Origin of the sequence: Paractinoplanes atraurantiacus (genome assembly GCF_900215205.1) — a bacterium.
In the GTDB taxonomy this organism is placed as follows: domain Bacteria; phylum Actinomycetota; class Actinomycetes; order Mycobacteriales; family Micromonosporaceae; genus Actinoplanes; species Actinoplanes atraurantiacus.
The window spans coordinates 14863-30222 of the sequence record NZ_OBDY01000026.1; the positions used below are offsets into that span (position 1 = coordinate 14863).

Below are 15360 nucleotides of genomic sequence, written 5' to 3' on the forward strand. Positions count from 1 at the left end.
CTCTACCTGACGGCGACCGCGACCCGCTCGCCCGGGAAGACCGCCAGGGACCGCCCGGCCGGGCGCAGGAAGCGCTTCTGGTAGTCCTCGGCTCCCAGGTCGGCCACGACGCGCAGGCCGTGGCCGGCCAGGTGGCGGGCCAGTTCATCCGGGTCGTAGGCGGCGCGCCAGCGCAGCCGGCGGGCCCAGGTGGCGTGCCGGGGATCCTCGGCGACCGACCGGGGCATGTAGGTCACCACGAAACGGCTGGCCTCGGGCAGGGTGCCGGCGTACGCGAAGACGGCCTCGACGGCGTCCGGAGGCAGGTACATGGTGACCGCCTCGCAGAGCAGCAGGGCCGGCTGCGGATGGATCTCGGCCGCGCCGTCCGGCAGCCGGGCGGCCAGGTCGATCGGCACGTAGCGTACGGACGAAGGAAGCCGGCCCAGCCGGCGCCGGACCGCGGCCTTCTTCGCCTCCTGCACGGCCGGCAGGTCGAGCTCCCAGACCTGCGCCGTGGCCATCTCGGCCAGCCGGTAGGGGCGCGTATCCATGCCGGCGCCGAGGATCACCACCTGGGTGATGCCGGTCGCCAGCGCCTCCCGGCACGCGTCGTCGATGGCCCGGGTCCGGCACACGACCGCGCCGTAGAAGCCGGGACCGGAGCGCTCCAGCAGGCGCAGGAACACGTGCCGCAGCGCGCGATTACGCACGACCACCGCCGGCCACCCGCTCAGGAAGCGCCCGGCCAGCGGATCGTCGAACAGCGGCCGCCGCGCGTGGGCCTCCAGCGCCCGCATCATGCCGGCTCCCGACGCTGTGCGCACCTCATTGGCGGCCACGGCCCCGACCGTAGCGCAGCCCCGCTAGGGCGTAACTGGCGGATCATGGGGTGAGGTCGGGTACGGCGCGGAGCCAGTCGAGGGTTTCGGCGAGGTCGAGTGTGGCCTGGTAGGAGTCGATTCGCTTGTCGTAGCGGGTTGCCAGGCCTCGCCAGTGTTTGCGTCGGTTGAAGCCGCGTTCGACCTGGTTGCGTTTCTTGTACGCGTGCGGGTCGAACGCGGGTGGGCGTCCGCCGGATGATCCTTTCCTTACCCGGTTGGCTTCTGGTCGGAACGGATCACCGCTTTAACCTTGCGGGCGCGCAGCCCGGCCCGGTTCGCCTTGCTGGAGTACGCCTTGTCGGCGGTCAGCGACAACGGCCGTTTCCGCGGACGGCCGCCGTCCGGGCCGTGGACGGCGACCTGATCCAGCAGGCCGAGCAACTGCCGGGTGTCGGATGCCTGACCCGCTGTGATGCGTGTGGCGAGCGAACGGCCCCGGCCGTCGCAGATAACGTGCACCTTCGTGGTCAGTCCCCCGCGGGAGCGACCCAGACCTTGACGTGCCTGCGAGTCTTTGCTGGCCAGCCACCTTTACGGGCACCGGCAGCGTGCTGGTGAGCCCGCACGATCGTCGAGTCGGCTTGGGCGTCCCAATCGATGTCACCCTCGGCCGCGGCCATCGCGATGACCTCACGCCGGATCCTGGCCCAGGTGCCGTCCTCGGCCCACTTCCGGAACCGGTCGTAGGCGGTCTGGTAAGGCCCCTACCGGGCCGGCATGTCGGCCCACGGGGCTCCGGTGCGTTTCACCCAAATGATCCCGTTGATGACCTGCCGATGATCACGCCACCGGCCACCTCGTTTTGCCGTATCCAGGCAGCAACGGCTCCCAGATCGCCCACTCATGATCCGTCAGATCGAAAACGCGCCATACCCCTTCAACGACCGACATCCATGATCCGCCAGTTACGCCCTAGCTCAGGGCTTGCGCGCCGATCACCGACAGGAGCTCGAGCTTCTCGTAGCTTTCGGTGCCCGGGGCCGCCGTGTAGACGAGCAGGGCGTGTGACTGGTCCGGGTCCAGGAGGGACTGGCAGGTCAGCTCCAGGTCGCCCACCTCGGGGTGGACGAAGCGCTTGACGTGGCTGTATCCGACGCCGATCTCGTGGTCGTTCCACACGGCGCGGAACTCCTCGCTGCTGTCCATGAGCAGGCTCTGCAGGTGGGCCGCGTACGAGCGGGGGCCGCGCAGCGTGACCACGCGGCGCAGGCCCGAGGCGAAGACGCGGGAGTGCAGCTCGTGGTCGTCGGGGTGGTAGAGCGTGCGGACGTCCGGGTCGGTGAACCAGCGGTAGCCGATGCTGCGGGCCGGGCCCGTCCAGCGGCCGGCGTCGCCGGTCAGGGCCACGCCGAGCGGGGTCTGGCGCAGGGTCTCGCCGAGCTCGGTGACGACCTCGGCCGGGGTGTCGGTGAGGCGGTCGAGGATGCGGAGCAGGCCGGGGCTGATGTGCTCACTGGCCGTGCCGCGGGTCGGCGGCTGATGACCGGCCAGCCGGAACAGGTGGTCACGCTCGTCGAGGGACAGGTGCAGGCCCTGGGCGAGCGAGGCGATCATCTGCTCGGACGGGTGCGGGCCGCGTTCGCGTTCGAGGCGGCTGTAGTAGTCGGTGGAGATGTGGCACAGGACGGCCACCTCCTCGCGGCGCAGGCCGGCCGTGCGGCGCCGCTGCCCGCGGGGCAGGCCCACGTCCTGCGGCTGCAACGACTCGCGGCGGCGGCGGAGGAACTCGGCAAGCCCGGCTCGATCGATCACGCCTTCAGTTCTACCGCTCCCGGCGGAGCGCAGCCTGGGATCGTCAGGCCGTGGATAAGCCCGCGGCGTCCCGGCAACCTCGACATCACCACGACATCGAGTGACAGGGAGTCACGACATGGCACGCAAGCAGGCCGACATCGCCGTACCCGACCTGACCGGAAAGCTGGCCCTGGTGACCGGCGCGAGCGACGGTGTCGGGCTGGGCTTGGCGGCGCGCCTCGCGGCGGCCGGGGCCGAGGTGCTTCTGCCGGTACGGAATTCACGCAAGGGCGAGGCGGCGATCGAGCGCATCAGGCAGCAGCACCCGCGGGCCGCGCTGTCCCTGCGGGAGCTCGACCTGTCGTCGCTGAAGTCGGTGGCCGCGCTCGGCGCCGAGCTGACCGCCGAGGGCCGGCCGATCCACATTCTGATCGGCAACGCCGGGGTGATGACGCCGCCCGAGCGGCAGACGACGGCCGACGGGTTCGAGCTGCAGTTCGGCACCAACCATCTGGGCCACTTCGCGCTGGTCAAGCACCTGCTGCCGCTGCTGCGGGCCGGACGGGCCCGGGTGACCTCGCAGCTCAGCCTGGCCGCGAACTCGGGCGCCATCAACTGGAACGACCTGAACTGGGAGAATTCCTATAACGGCGGGCGTGCGTACAGTCAATCGAAGATCGCCTTCGGCCTTTTCGGTCTCGAGCTGGACCGCCGGAGCCGGGCCGGCGATTGGGGCATCACCAGCAACATCGCTCATCCCGGGGTCGCCCTCACCAACCTGCTTCAGGCGCGGCCCGAGGTGGGACGGCCGCAGCCGACGATGGGCGGGCGGCTGGTCCGCGCGATGGGCCGCCGCGGGATCCTGGTCGGCACGCCCGAGAGCGCCGCGCTTCCCGCCCTCTACGCCGTCACATCGCCAAAGGCGCAAGGCGGTTTGATGTACGGGCCGAGCGGCTTCCTGCATCTGTCGGGCCCGCCCGCCGAGCAGGCCCTCTACTCGCGGTTGCGCAGCGAGGACGACGCCCGGCGGGTGTGGGAGGTGTCCGAGAAGCTCACCCGCGGTTGAGCGCGACGATCCTGTCGATGAGGCCGCTGCCCGGGAAATCGAGCATCACCATGCCCGTACGCGCCGCGGAAGTTTGATTGAGGTAGTTCAGCAGGAACGGGTTCACACCCTGCACGCCGAACGCGCCCCCGGCCACCTGCTGCGGCTGCGCGAAGAGGCTGGAACCGCTGGCGAAGTTGACGTACATGAGCGACGGATCGGCGGCCCGGGTGGCGTCGAGGAAGCGCCGCACCTGGTCGCGTTTGGTGGCGATGGCGCCCACGTTGGGCACGGTGTACTCGTCCTGCACGTAGGTGGAGGAGCCGTCGTCCCAGCCGGCGAACTGGGCCAGGCCGTACCGCTCGACCGGGCCACCGCGAGGCCCGTTCACCACGGCCAGCACGACGCGGCCGCGGATCTCGCCGAGAGTGGGTGTCGCCGCTGCGGCCGACCGGTTCACCGAGGGCGTCCAGAACAGACCCGGATTGCGGGAGACGTACGCGTCGAAGATGTCGGCGAAGCCACGCTGCCCCGAGACGTCGGTGCAGGAGCCGAGCTCACCGGTGCACTCCTGCTTGAGGCGCATGACGACGGACTCGCGCGGGTGGGCGGCGAGAAAGGCGGCCAGCGCGGCCAGGACGTCGTCGAAGTTGGCGTTCTGATAGGTCGCGCCATGGTGGATGGTGAAGGTGTCGCCGGTATTGACCCGGGCCCGAATGTCGATCATCCGGATGCCGGCGGTCAGCTGCCGGGCCAGGGTGCCGCCGCTGTCGCCGAAGTTCTCCTGCGTCTGCGTCAGGATGCCGCCGCGGATCGACATGGTCTCGTGCGTGCCGGGCACGGACAGCGCGGCCAGGCTGGTGGCGTCGGCCAGCGGGGCCATCCAGTCGGGATTGTTCGCGGCGCCGAGCGTGCGATACGACGCGTCGGCCGCGAACGCCGGTTGCGGCGCGGCGAGAAGGGCGAGGACGAGGAGGCCGACGGCCGCGAAGCGTCTCATGAAGTGAACGATATCGATGGCGAGCTCCGAGTGGGGCCGCTGTGTGCGAGCGGCCCCACTCGGGGCTGTCAGAGGACGTACCCGTAAATGTTGGTGTTGAAGCCGGGCTGTGCCACGTCGTCGCCGGAGGTGGTTGCCGTGCCGTACATGAAGTTGGGGTCGCCGCCGAGGCACTCATAGACGGTGCCGGCGGTGTCGCCCTGCGTGGTGCCGCGCTCGCCCGGCGCCGAGACGACGGCGTCCAGGCCGTTGCGGCCGTCCAGGTTGAGCACCTGCAGGTCGTGGCCGAAGCGGTCGCCGGGCTCGGAGACGCCGTCGACGTACTCGTAGCCCTGCGAGATGTCGCCGCCGCGCGAGACCAGGCCGGACGCCGAGCCGCGGAAGGGGCTGACCACGCCCGCGTCGCGGACCGTGCCGGGCGGGGCCGTCGGCGCGTCGACCACGTCCTGGCCGGGCACGCCGACCAGCAGGTCGCCGAGGCTGTCGCCGGTCAGATCGCCGGCGGCCACCGCGGCCCCGAAGGCGTCGCCCGCGGCCGGATCGCCCGGCACGCCGGCGGTGGCGCGGGTCAGCACCGACGACGCGGTGACGAAGAAGCCGTCGTTGTTGCCCTGAAGGACGGCGACCATGCCGGCGCCGGTCTTGCCGCCGACCACCGCCTCCGGCGTACCGGCGAACAGCTCGTCGGCGCCGTCGCCGTCGGTGTCGGCCATGGCCAGGCCGCCGAAGCCGAGCCGCACCGGCTGCACCCGCGGGGCCACCTTGGTGAAGTCGCCGCCGCCGACCGAGAAGACGCCGATCACGTTGAGGCCGGTCGCGACACCGAGGATGAGGTTGAGCGAGCCGCCGCCGCTTTCGCCGGGGCTGCCGACGGCGAGGTCGCCGTACCCGTCGTGGTTGTAGTGGCCGATGGCCAGCACGCTGCCGAAGCGATCGAACGCGGTGGGATTTCCCGGCACGTACGGGTCGGACTGGTCCAGCCAGCGGGCGCCGGTCGTGCTGACGCCGTTGGCGTCGCTCAGGAACATGATGAGGCCGCCGGCGTCGGCGACCGTGCCGACGCGCTCACCGGGCACGCCCACGGCCAGGTCGGCGCGGCCGTCGCCGTTGATGTCGCCGGCCGCCAGCGCGCCCGCGAACTCGTCGCCCGCCTCGGCCGTCTCCGGCACCCCGGCGCTGCTCTGGTTCAGATGGCGGATCGCGCCCACGTTCAGGCCGGCGGCCGATCCGGGGACGATCCAAAGGCCGCCGGCCGCCGTGCCGTTGGTGCCGTCGGCTTCCGTGGGATTGCCGACGACCAGGTCGTCGTAGCCGTCGCCGTCGAAGTCGCCGCTGGTGATCGCGGCGCCGAGCGTGACCGAGGTGCCGCCGGCGGGCTTGCCCAGATAGTCGGTGAACCGGCCGGACGAATAGCGCACCACCACGCCTCCGCGGGCGGTGGCGGCGATGTCGTCGAGGCCGTCGCCGTCGAAGTCGGAGGTGGTCGGCCCGGTTCCGGTCCGGGGCGTCGCGGGGGCCGCGACGCGCTGGAAGGTGATGGAGGCGCCGTCCTTGGTGATGGTCTGTGAAGTCGCAGCGGCGTGGGCCACTCCGGGCGACAAGACGGCGGCGACTGCGGTGGACAGCGCGGCCGTGGCCGCGTACACCCTGATCAAGATCTTTCCCCCGTTCAGTTGTGACTGATCCACAGTTGCCGATGGCCGTGTGGGCAAACATGAACTCCGGCGGAATGTGGCCGGGTCCGTTAGCGTCGGTCGGTATGACGAGCTCAATCGGGCGTATTCCGGTGGTCGGGGTCGGGCCGGTCGTCGAGCACGGCACGCGGCCGGCGAAATCGGTGACCGGTGAGGAATTCGAGGTCACGGCGACCGTGTTCCGCGAGGGGCACGACGCGGTCAACGCCACCGTCGTGCTCACCGACCCGCAAGGGCACGAGCACGACGTGCCGATGACGCGGGTCAACGCGGGGCTGGACGCGTGGGCGGCCACGGTCAGCGCCGACCGGGCCGGGCGGTGGTCGTTCCGGGTCGAGGGGTGGTCCGATCCGTACGGGACGTGGCACCACGACGCCATCATCAAGGTCGAGGCGGGGGTGGACGTCGAGCTGATGCTCGAGGAGGGTGCCCGCGTTCTGGAGCGGGCCATCGCCGAGGTGCCGCGGACCAAGGAGCAGTGCACGCCGCTGGCCGAGGCGGTCGCGGCCCTGCGGGACACCGCGCGGACGCCGGCCGGGCGGTTGAGCGCGGGCGTGTCCGAGGCCGTACGCCATGAGTTGCAGGCCCGGCCGTTGCGGGATTTCGTCAGCCCGTCGGCCGACCTGCCCTGGCTGGTCGAGCGGGACCGGGCCCTCTACGGCGCCTGGTACGAGATGTTCCCCCGCTCCGAGGGCGCCCACTTCGACGAGGAGACCGGCCGCTGGGTGAGCGGCACCTTCGCCACCGCCGCCCGGCGCCTCGACGCCGTGGCCGACATGGGCTTCGACGTGGTCTACCTGACCCCGGTCCACCCGATCGGCCGGGTCAACCGCAAGGGGCGCAACAACTCGCTGCACGCCGAGCCCGAGGACCCGGGTTCGCCCTATGCGATCGGGTCCGAGGAGGGTGGGCATGACGCCGTACACCCGGAACTCGGGTCTTTCGATGATTTTGACGCCTTTGTGGCCCGGGCGCGGGAGCTGGGTCTGGAGGTCGCCCTCGACCTGGCGCTGAACTGCGCGCCCGACCATCCGTGGGTCGCGGCCCACCCGGAGTGGTTCACCACGCGGGCCGACGGGTCCATCGCGTACGCCGAGAATCCGCCGAAGAAATATCAGGACATCTATCCGCTGAACTTCGACAACGACCCCGAGGGCCTGTACGAGGAGATCCTGCGGGTGGTCCGCGTCTGGCTCGACCACGGCGTCACCATCTTCCGGGTCGACAATCCGCACACCAAGCCGCTGTGGCTGTGGGAGCGGCTGATCGCCGACACCGACCCGGACGTCATCTGGCTGGCCGAGGCGTTCACCCGGCCGCCGATGATGCACACGCTGGCCAAGGTGGGCTTTCAGCAGTCGTACACGTACTACGCCTGGCGGCACACCAAGCCGGAGCTCGAGGAGTACTGCACCGAGCTGGCCGGACCGGCCGCCGCCTACATGCGGCCCAACTTCTGGCCGACCACACACGACATCCTCACGCCGTTCATGCAGCGCGGCGGGCCGGAGGCGTGGATGCTGCGGGCGGCGCTGGCGGCGACCCTCTCCCCCTCGTACGGCATCTACGCCGGCTACGAGCTGATGGAGCGCGTCCCGCGGCCCGGGGCCGAGGAGCAGATCGACAACGAGAAGTACGAGTACAAGAACCGGGACTGGTCCGCACCGAACGGCGCCCCCTACCTGAAACTGATCAACGAGATCCGGCGCGCCCACCCGGCCCTGCACCGGCTGCGGAACCTGCGCTGGCACGACGCCGACGACGACCACGTGCTGGTCTTCTCGAAGTCGCGCCGCGTCTACGACCGCGACGACGTGATCGTGGTGGTGGCCAACCTGGAACCGGACGTCACCCGCGACACGTGGATCCACCTGCGCATGCCCGAGCTGGGCCTGAACTGGACCGACTCGTTCGTGGCCCACGACCTGATCACCGGCGAGCACTGGAACTGGTCGGAGCACAACTTCGTCCGCCTCGGACCGGACACCGAGCCGATCCACATCATCCACGTCCGCCCGGAGGGCATCACCGGACCGCGCTGACCTCCTTCGGGATGGCGCGCCACGTCGGGGCCGGTCGCACGCCGCGCTGGTGCATGGCGAGGATCTGGGGCCGGGCCCGCTGCCACAGCGCGTCGACCACGGCGCTGACCGCGGCGGCGGCGCCGGAGTTGTGCTCGGCGAGGCGCTGCTTGCGCACGGCGGCCGGCGGGTGCGAGCCCACCTGGTACGACTGCTCGTTCCCGGACAGCAGCAGCGACACCGCGCGGTCGAAGACGTCCATGGCGTCGAAGAACAGGCTGATGCCCATGAAGGCGGTCGGCGCGTCGACGCCCTCGGAGCCCATCGCGTTGAGCGCCATGACGGTGCCCAGCGCGTCGGCCTCCAGCTCCTGCCGCCAGTCCCAGGCGAAAGCCTCCGCTTCTTCGAGCGGCAGCACGCCACGGCGGCTCTCGGCCTGGCCGAGGTGGTTGCAGAGCACATGGGCGTACTCGTGGCCGAGCACGAAATATTCGAGCCCGTCGCGCAGGGTGGAGGCGAAGTTGAACCAGCCGTTCGGCAGCAGGTGGTGCTTGGTGTCGTTGAGGACGCCGTACGCCGCGTAATGCAGGACGATCTCGGTGAAGCGCTCGGCGATCGACGGGTCGCCGTCGAGCCGGGCCGCCACGTCGGGCCCGCTGATCCGGAAGTGGTGCATGCCGTCGCTGCCCTGCTCGCGCGGGACGGCCCAGGCGAACGCCTTGCTCAGCTTGCTGGCGAACAGGGGCATCTGATCCTCGACGAGCACCAGGTGCGTGTCCGACATCGGCACCCGCATGGTGACGGCGTTGAGCTGACCGGTCTGCAGGTGGCCGACCAGGGGCCGCAGCGGGCTGAGATCGACGCCCGGGTTCTGCGCGACGATGGTGCCCTCGATGACGGTGAGCATCTCGGCGAACATGTCGGCGAACGTGTCGTCCTGCGACGCGCCGGCCATCCGCTGCCGCTGCCGGGCGAAGGCGTCGATCAGCTCCGCCTCGTCGCGCTGCTGCGGGCTGATGCTCTCGCGCCGCAGCCGCTCGCTGACCGACTCGATGGTCAGCGGGTCGACCGGGCCGAGCTTGCCGGCGGTGGCCGCCCGCAGCTGCTCCAGGAACCAGCGGGCGTCGTCGTGGCCGCTCACCGGGTGGTCACCTCGACGTCGTCGCCGAACTTCTTCTCGATGGCCCGGGCCACCACCTCGGCGCTGTCCGGCCCGCCGGAGACCATCTCGGCCAGCGTGGACAGCACCTGGCCGAACAGGCCCTCCGGCTCCTTGACCTCCACCGTGGCGGTGCCGTCGGCGGCGACGACCACGACGGTCCCGTACACGACCTCGGGCGTGCGGTAGATCGTGCGGGGCGCGCCGGGCCGCAGGTCGACCACCTGCCCGCCCTTGCGCTGGTCGAGAAGCCGGGAGACGAGCCCGACGGCGGCCGCGGTCCCGGCGATGACGATGGTGGCCGTGGTCACCGGCTCGACCCCGAGGCGCGGCACCTCCTCGGCCCGCACACCGTGCTCGGCCGCGAGGCGCAGGGCGGCCGGCACCTCCGAAGTCTCGACAACAACGATCGAGCGCGTCGACAATGGGTCCTCCCCCGATCGGCGACCATCCATCGATCAGGGTCGCACCCCCGGGCAACCAGGCGGCGGTGGCTATCCTGAGCGGGGAGGTCGGCGACGGTGACGACGAAGGACGGGCGGCGCACGCCCGGCAGCCTGGAAGCGGCGGCGATGGGTGTGCTCTGGGCCGCGGACGAGGCGATGACCGCGGCCGAGGTGCAGGAGGCGCTGGGCGGCGGGCTCGCCTACAACACCGTACAAACAATTCTCATTCGGCTGTACGACAAGGGAACCGTCCAGAGGCGCCGGGTGGGCCGCGGCCACGCCTACTGGCCGACCCAGGACGCCGCCACCGCGGCCGCGGCGCAGATGAGCGCCGCACTGACCGGCCGACCCGACCGAACCAAGGTCCTCCAGCACTTCGTCGGCACACTCGACGAGTCCGACGTCGCCCTCCTGCGCCAACTGCTGGCCGACGAGCCGTAACCTTTCGCCGCAGGCGTGGCTCTGAGCCTTCAGCGCCAGATGTCCGGCAGTCCGGAACTGCGGCGGGCCGCAGCAGTCCGTACGGCCGCTGGAGGGTGTGCAGCAGGTCGTAGTGTGCCGGTGGACGTCACCCGCGGGCGAGCATCCCGGAACCCGGTCCGTGGCAGGTCTTCCGAGTAGCCGGCGAAGGTCCGGCCGGAGTCGAGCAACTGCCGCGCCAGGTTGGGCCGGGCGCCGAGGTCATGCGGGCAGGCATTGCCGGTGACACCCCGCACCGATCCGGAGAACAGCGCGAGACAATTCGGCTGACTGGGGTGGGTCTCGGCGTGGAACTGGAGCATGTTGGCCGTCCACCTGGTCCTGTGATCGGTGGCCTTGGGGTCGCGGCTTGCGGGGTTACAGCCCGAGCAGGAACAGGGTTCCGGCGGCGATCAGGCCGGCCTCGACCAGGGCCACGAAGACCCGGTCGCTCAGGCGGCCGACGATTCCGCGGCCCAGCCAGGCGCCGGCGAGCGTGGCCGGTGTCAGTGCCGCTCCGAACAGGAGCACCCGACCGGTCAGGAGATCGCCGGCGCCGTAGGCGGCGATCTTCGACAGGTGCATGGTGAGCGCGGCGGCGGCCTCGGTGCCGATGTACGAGGCGCGGGCCAACCCGTAGGCCAGGAAAAATGGGGCGGTCAGCGGGCCCACCGAGCCCAGCAGCGCCGAGCCGAGCCCGGAGGCCGCACCGACGGCGGCGAAGCGGCGATCGGACGGCTTGCGGGGGTGCGGGTGGCGGCGGCGCCAGACGACCACGCCGATGAGGAACATCCCGAGCAGTCGTTTCAGCGGATCGATCGGGGCCTGCGCGAGCAGCAGCCCGCCGGCGACGGCGAGAGGCACCGCGCCCAGCGCGAACCAGCCGGCCAATCGCCACCGGATCTCGTGCCGGTTGAGCCACATCCGGGACCCGTTGCTCGACAGCTGGGTCAAGGTCAGTATCGGCACCGCCATCCGCAACCCGAACATCGCGGTGAACACCGGCAGCAGCAGGACCCCGCCGCCGAAGCCGGCCACCGCCGACAGCGGGGCCAGAGCGAACGCGGCGGCCGAGGCGACCGCCAGCTGCCCGGTCAAGCGCCGGACCGGGCACGCCGCCTACCGCGCAGGAGCTCGATGCCGACCGGAATGACGGACACGGCGACGATCGCGATGAGGATCAGCTCGATGTTCGACTTCACGAACGTGACCTGGCCCAGGAAGTAGCCGAGGATCGTCACCCCGCAGCCCCACAGCGTGCCGCCGATGACGTTGAAGAGCAGGAAGGTGCGGTAGTGCATGTGGCTGGCCCCGGCCACGATGGGCGTGAAAGTCCGTACGATCGGAACGAACCTCGCAAGAAGGATGGACCGGGCCCCGTACTTCTCGAAGAACCCGCCGGCCCGCGTCAGGTTCTCCTGTTTGAAGAGCCGCGAGTCGGGTCGTCGGAAGAGCGACGGCCCGAAGCGCCGGCCGAACACGTAGCCGAACTGGTCTCCGGCCACCGCCGCCACCGACACCAGAAGGCACATCAACCACAAGGGCGTTCTGAGGTACGTCCCGTCGGCCACCAGCAGGCCGGCGGTGAACAGCAGCGAGTCGCCGGGCAGGAAGAACCCGATCAGCAGGCCCGACTCGGCGAAGACGAAGGCCAGGATGCCGATCAGCCCGAAGGTGGAGATCAGGTGTTCCGGGTCGAGGAACGAGGGGCCGAGAGCTGCGGTCATCGGATGACGTCGCCTTTCCTGGCGGTCGTGTTCCCCGGTCGTGTCTCCACCCGGCAAGTGATCGAAACCTACATCTTGTAGTTTTACGGCATCTCACTCCAGACCGGCTTGCCCCCGGCCGCGGTCGAGGTCACGTCGGGGCCGATCAACAGGAAGTGGGCCTCGTCGCCGTCGACCCGGGGGCAGTGTTCGACGCCGCGCGGAATGACCAGGAGGTCGCCGGGCAGCAGGTGGACGTCGCCGTCGCGCAGCTGGATCGTCATCTCGCCGGACAACAGCAGGAAGGTGCGTACTTCGTCAGCATGCCCTCGATCTTCGGGCCGGAACGGACGGTGAGGCAGTGGTAGGAATGACCATTGCCTCAAGGATCCTCACACCGAGTCGTGCTCGTCGTCGACGAGCAGTCAAACCCCTTCGAGGTGGGCTGTGCGTGTGAGATCTTCGGCGGTCCGCTGCGGCCGGAGATCGGTTTCCCGATGTACGAGCTACGCGTGGCCGCCCCGCGCCGGTCGACGCCGATGCGGGACGCGCTGTTCAGCGTCGGTGCGGTCGGGCGGCTCGACGAGATCGACCGGGCCGACACCGTGATCGTGCCCAACCGGCCGTACGTCGAGACGCCCTCCCGCCCCGTGCTTCTCGCCGCCCTGCGCCGTGCTCACGAGCGGGGCGCTCGCCTGGTCGGCCTGTGCACAGGAGCGTTCACCCTCGCCGAGCCGGGCTGCTCGATGGGCGCCGGGCCACGGTCCACTGGACTCTGGCCGAGGAGTTCCGGGTGCGCTTCCCCGCCGTACATCTGGAACCCGATGTCCTTTTCGTCGATGACGGTGACCTGCTGACCTCGGCCGGCAGCGCCGCCGCCCTCGACCTCGGGCTGCACATCGTGCGGCGCGACCACGGCGCCGAGATCGCCAACCATGTCAGCCGGCGGCTCGTCTTCGCCGCCTACCGCGACGGCGGGCAGCGCCAGTTCGTCGAGCGCCCGATGCCGGCGGCCACCGGCCAGTCTCTCGCGCCGGTGCTGGTCTGGGCTCAGCGGCGCCTCGACGAGCCGATCACCGTCGCCGATCTCGCCCCGCCGGGGCGGGATGAGCGCGGGAAGCCTGCACCGCCGCTTCCGGGCCGAGCTCGGCACCACGCCCCTGGCCTGGCTGACCACCGAACGCGTCACCCTGGCCTGCCGCCTGATCGAGCAGGGCGCCCACGGCCTCGAAGCGGTCGCCCGGCGGTCGGGACTGGGCAGCGGGGCGAACATGCGGGCCCTGTTCAAGCGGCATCTGGGCGTGAGCCCTTCGGCCTATCGGGTAGGGCTGGCCCCCACCGCCGATGGGGGTCAGCCCTACCGCTGACCAGGCGAAACGCGTTTCCGGGGAAGTGTGAGGAGCGGTAAGAAGCGGTTCCGGACGATGCTTCGGCGGGCAACAACTCAGCATCCGCAGCACGTCGCTACTCGAGAAGGAAGCCCCGCGATGCCGTTCATCACCACCCCCGACGGAGTCGAGATCTACTACACCGAGCAGGGCAGCGGGCAGCCCATCGTGCTCAGCCACGGGTGGCCGCTGAGCTCGGACGCCTGGCAGGTCGAGCTGAAGCGGTTCGCCGACGCCGGATATCGGACCATCGCGCACGACCGGCGCGGGCACGGCCGGTCGGAGAAGACCTACACGGGCAACGACATGGACACGTACGCCCGTGATCTGGCCGCCGTGATCGAGGCGCTGGACCTGCACGACGTGATCCTCGTCGGGCACTCGACCGGCGGCGGCGAGGTCGTCCGCTACGCCGCGCAGTACGGCCAGGCTCAGGGCCGCGTGGCCAAGGTGATCACGGCCGGCGCCGTGCCGCCGCTCATGGTGCGAACCGAGGCCAACCCGGACGGGCTGCCGATCGACGTGTTCGACGGCATCCGGGCCAACGTGCTCAAGGACCGGTCGCAGTTCTGGAGGGACCTGTCGGAGAGCTTCTTCGGGGCCAACCACGGCCGGGCCGTGTCGCAGGGCGACAAGGACGACTTCTGGCGCCAGGGCATGCTGGTCAACCTGGCCGCCGCGTACGACTGCGTGAAGGCGTTCTCGGAGACCGACTTCACCGAGGACCTGAAGGCGCTGACCGTGCCGATCCTGATCGCGCAGGGCGACGACGACCAGATCGTGCCGATCGGCGACGCCGCCCTCAAGTCGATCAAGCTGGTGAAGGACGGCACGCTGAAGGTGTACGAGGGTGCGCCGCACGGCATCCAGGGCGACTACCAGGACAAGCTCGACGCCGACATCCTCGAGTGGATCAAGCAGTAGTCACTGTCGACGCGGCCGCGGTGACCTGGACGCCGTCGAGGTGCACCAGGTAGTCGCTCGGCGGCCCGGACCGTTCCCATCGGGCGCCGACGACCGTGCCGGTCTCGCCTCCCACCCGGACCTTGACGCCGGGTGGGAGGCCGCCGTACGCCTCGACCAGCAGCGCGTCGAGGATCTGCCGGGCGGCGTCCATCGAGCTGCGCAGGCTGGTGGACCGCAGCTCCCGGCCGAGGGTGATCGCGGCGTCGCGTACCCGCCGATCGGGGTTGGTCTCCCCCGCGGTGAGCGCGGCCTCGATCCGGACCCACAGCCGCCACCGATCCCCGTCGAGCAGGAGCCGGGCCGCCCGGTCGACCGCCGCGCAGGCGACGTCGACGCCGGCGTCCTCGCCGAGCCCGGCCGCCCAGGCCAGCTCGTCCTTCGGCGGCAGCAGATCAGGCGACTCGTGCTCGACAACCGCGTACAGCATGGCAATTGCCGTCTCCCGGCCCTCGCCGCTGTAAAGAGCCTCGGCGCGCATGGCCGGGAAGCGCGTCACCAGGTGTGCGGCGCGGCCCAGCGGAAGCTCGGCGGCCTGCCGGCTGTCGCGCACCCGGGCGAGGAAGGTGCGGCGTTCGCGAGCAGCGAACATCAGGGCCCGATGCTCGTCCTTCACGCGCGCGGCCACGGAATACGCCACACCGAGCTCGGCCGCCAGCGCCCGGATCGCACGCTTACGGGCCCGGTCGGGCACGGATCGCCGGCTCCTGGTTTGACTCATGGTGTTCCTCCCGTTGTAGCTTGGGGATGCACCGCGCATGCACGAGCGTAGCGGGGTCCCCCACGCGGGCCACGCGTCAACGCCAAGAGGCTCCGACTCAGCGCACGCGATTCCCGGCTGCCCATCGTCGGGCGGGGTGCGTGGGGCTTCGCCACGAGGAC

17 protein-coding genes and 1 pseudogene are annotated in these 15360 nt (G+C 70.8%); 6 read left to right on the plus strand and 12 right to left on the minus strand.

The genetic code is table 11. The annotated features are described in order from the left end of the window. Positions 1 to 2 precede the first annotated feature (2 nt). From CRP55_RS38880 to CRP55_RS38890, 3 genes and pseudogenes are all read right to left on the minus strand, one after another. The gene (locus CRP55_RS38880; protein ID WP_143235221.1) at positions 3 to 821 is read right to left on the minus strand and encodes a class I SAM-dependent methyltransferase; all 819 of its coding nucleotides are present in this window, start codon (positions 819 to 821) and stop codon (positions 3 to 5) included. Positions 822 to 864: 43 nt separating this feature from the next. Then, positions 865 to 1754 (minus strand): annotated as a pseudogene (locus tag CRP55_RS38885) (IS5 family transposase). Positions 1755 to 1775: 21 nt separating this feature from the next. Beyond that, positions 1776 to 2615 carry a helix-turn-helix transcriptional regulator gene (locus CRP55_RS38890; protein ID WP_097327011.1) on the minus strand — a complete coding sequence of 280 codons (840 nt, stop codon included), beginning with the start codon at positions 2613 to 2615 and terminating at the stop codon, positions 1776 to 1778. A 118-nt stretch (positions 2616 to 2733) separates the two neighbouring features. Here CRP55_RS38890 and CRP55_RS38895 point away from each other — a divergent pair, with 118 nt between their 5' ends. Further along, positions 2734 to 3663 carry an SDR family oxidoreductase gene (locus CRP55_RS38895; protein ID WP_097327012.1) on the plus strand — a complete coding sequence of 310 codons (930 nt, stop codon included), beginning with the start codon at positions 2734 to 2736 and terminating at the stop codon, positions 3661 to 3663. On the opposite strand, the gene CRP55_RS38900 is transcribed toward CRP55_RS38895, so the two are convergent. Continuing rightward, positions 3650 to 4642, minus strand: coding sequence for a phosphatidylinositol-specific phospholipase C (locus CRP55_RS38900; RefSeq protein WP_097327013.1), 993 nt, complete (start codon positions 4640 to 4642; stop codon positions 3650 to 3652). The two genes, CRP55_RS38895 and CRP55_RS38900, sit on opposite strands and share 14 nt — an antisense overlap. A 68-nt stretch (positions 4643 to 4710) precedes the next feature. Continuing rightward, a complete protein-coding gene (locus tag CRP55_RS38905) occupies positions 4711 to 6288 on the minus strand; it encodes an FG-GAP repeat protein (RefSeq protein ID WP_245923662.1) in 1578 nt (525 codons plus the stop codon). A gap of 113 nt (positions 6289 to 6401) precedes the next feature. On the opposite strand from CRP55_RS38905, the gene CRP55_RS38910 reads away from it, so the two are divergent. Continuing rightward, the gene (locus CRP55_RS38910; RefSeq protein ID WP_218854816.1) at positions 6402 to 8378 is read left to right on the plus strand and encodes an alpha-1,4-glucan--maltose-1-phosphate maltosyltransferase; all 1977 of its coding nucleotides are present in this window, start codon (positions 6402 to 6404) and stop codon (positions 8376 to 8378) included. Here CRP55_RS38910 and CRP55_RS38915 read toward each other — a convergent pair. Both CRP55_RS38915 and CRP55_RS38920 read right to left on the minus strand, forming a co-directional pair. Beyond that, positions 8362 to 9498, minus strand: a complete 1137-nt coding sequence (locus tag CRP55_RS38915) for a M48 family metalloprotease (protein WP_097327015.1) — start codon at positions 9496 to 9498, stop codon at positions 8362 to 8364. The genes CRP55_RS38910 and CRP55_RS38915 overlap by 17 nt on opposite strands. Beyond that, a complete protein-coding gene (locus CRP55_RS38920; protein WP_097327016.1) occupies positions 9495 to 9941 on the minus strand; it encodes a hypothetical protein in 447 nt (148 codons plus the stop codon). The genes CRP55_RS38915 and CRP55_RS38920 overlap by 4 nt, the downstream gene beginning before the upstream one ends. A 96-nt stretch (positions 9942 to 10037) precedes the next feature. Here CRP55_RS38920 and CRP55_RS38925 point away from each other — a divergent pair, with 96 nt between their 5' ends. After that, entirely contained in the window at positions 10038 to 10403 is a 366-nt protein-coding gene (locus CRP55_RS38925; protein WP_245923643.1) for a BlaI/MecI/CopY family transcriptional regulator, read from the plus strand. Between the two features lie 29 nt (positions 10404 to 10432). Here the strand turns inward: CRP55_RS38925 and CRP55_RS55870 are convergent, their stop codons facing one another. The 4 genes from CRP55_RS55870 to CRP55_RS38945 all read right to left on the minus strand — a co-directional run bounded on the left by CRP55_RS55870 (position 10433) and on the right by CRP55_RS38945 (position 12513). Next, positions 10433 to 10744, minus strand: coding sequence for an alkaline phosphatase family protein (locus CRP55_RS55870; RefSeq protein ID WP_179855519.1), 312 nt, complete (start codon positions 10742 to 10744; stop codon positions 10433 to 10435). Between the two features lie 55 nt (positions 10745 to 10799). Continuing rightward, positions 10800 to 11519 carry a sulfite exporter TauE/SafE family protein gene (locus CRP55_RS38935; RefSeq protein WP_097327017.1) on the minus strand — a complete coding sequence of 240 codons (720 nt, stop codon included), beginning with the start codon at positions 11517 to 11519 and terminating at the stop codon, positions 10800 to 10802. Further along, the gene (locus tag CRP55_RS38940; RefSeq protein WP_097327018.1) at positions 11516 to 12148 is read right to left on the minus strand and encodes a DedA family protein; all 633 of its coding nucleotides are present in this window, start codon (positions 12146 to 12148) and stop codon (positions 11516 to 11518) included. Before CRP55_RS38940 ends, CRP55_RS38935 begins: the two co-directional genes overlap by 4 nt. A gap of 83 nt (positions 12149 to 12231) precedes the next feature. After that, the gene (locus CRP55_RS38945) at positions 12232 to 12513 is read right to left on the minus strand and encodes a cupin domain-containing protein (RefSeq protein WP_097327019.1); all 282 of its coding nucleotides are present in this window, start codon (positions 12511 to 12513) and stop codon (positions 12232 to 12234) included. Between the two features lie 18 nt (positions 12514 to 12531). On the opposite strand from CRP55_RS38945, the gene CRP55_RS55230 reads away from it, so the two are divergent. The 3 genes from CRP55_RS55230 (at position 12532) to CRP55_RS38955 (ending at position 14439) form a co-directional block, all read left to right on the plus strand. Further along, positions 12532 to 12984 carry a type 1 glutamine amidotransferase family protein gene (locus CRP55_RS55230; RefSeq protein ID WP_245923645.1) on the plus strand — a complete coding sequence of 151 codons (453 nt, stop codon included), beginning with the start codon at positions 12532 to 12534 and terminating at the stop codon, positions 12982 to 12984. A gap of 249 nt (positions 12985 to 13233) precedes the next feature. Then, the gene (locus CRP55_RS55235; RefSeq protein ID WP_245923646.1) at positions 13234 to 13494 is read left to right on the plus strand and encodes a helix-turn-helix domain-containing protein; all 261 of its coding nucleotides are present in this window, start codon (positions 13234 to 13236) and stop codon (positions 13492 to 13494) included. A gap of 120 nt (positions 13495 to 13614) precedes the next feature. Beyond that, entirely contained in the window at positions 13615 to 14439 is an 825-nt protein-coding gene (locus CRP55_RS38955) for an alpha/beta fold hydrolase (protein WP_097327020.1), read from the plus strand. On the opposite strand, the gene CRP55_RS38960 is transcribed toward CRP55_RS38955, so the two are convergent. Next, positions 14429 to 15199 carry a hypothetical protein gene (locus tag CRP55_RS38960; protein ID WP_143235223.1) on the minus strand — a complete coding sequence of 257 codons (771 nt, stop codon included), beginning with the start codon at positions 15197 to 15199 and terminating at the stop codon, positions 14429 to 14431. The genes CRP55_RS38955 and CRP55_RS38960 overlap by 11 nt on opposite strands. Positions 15200 to 15360: the final 161 nt, after the last annotated feature.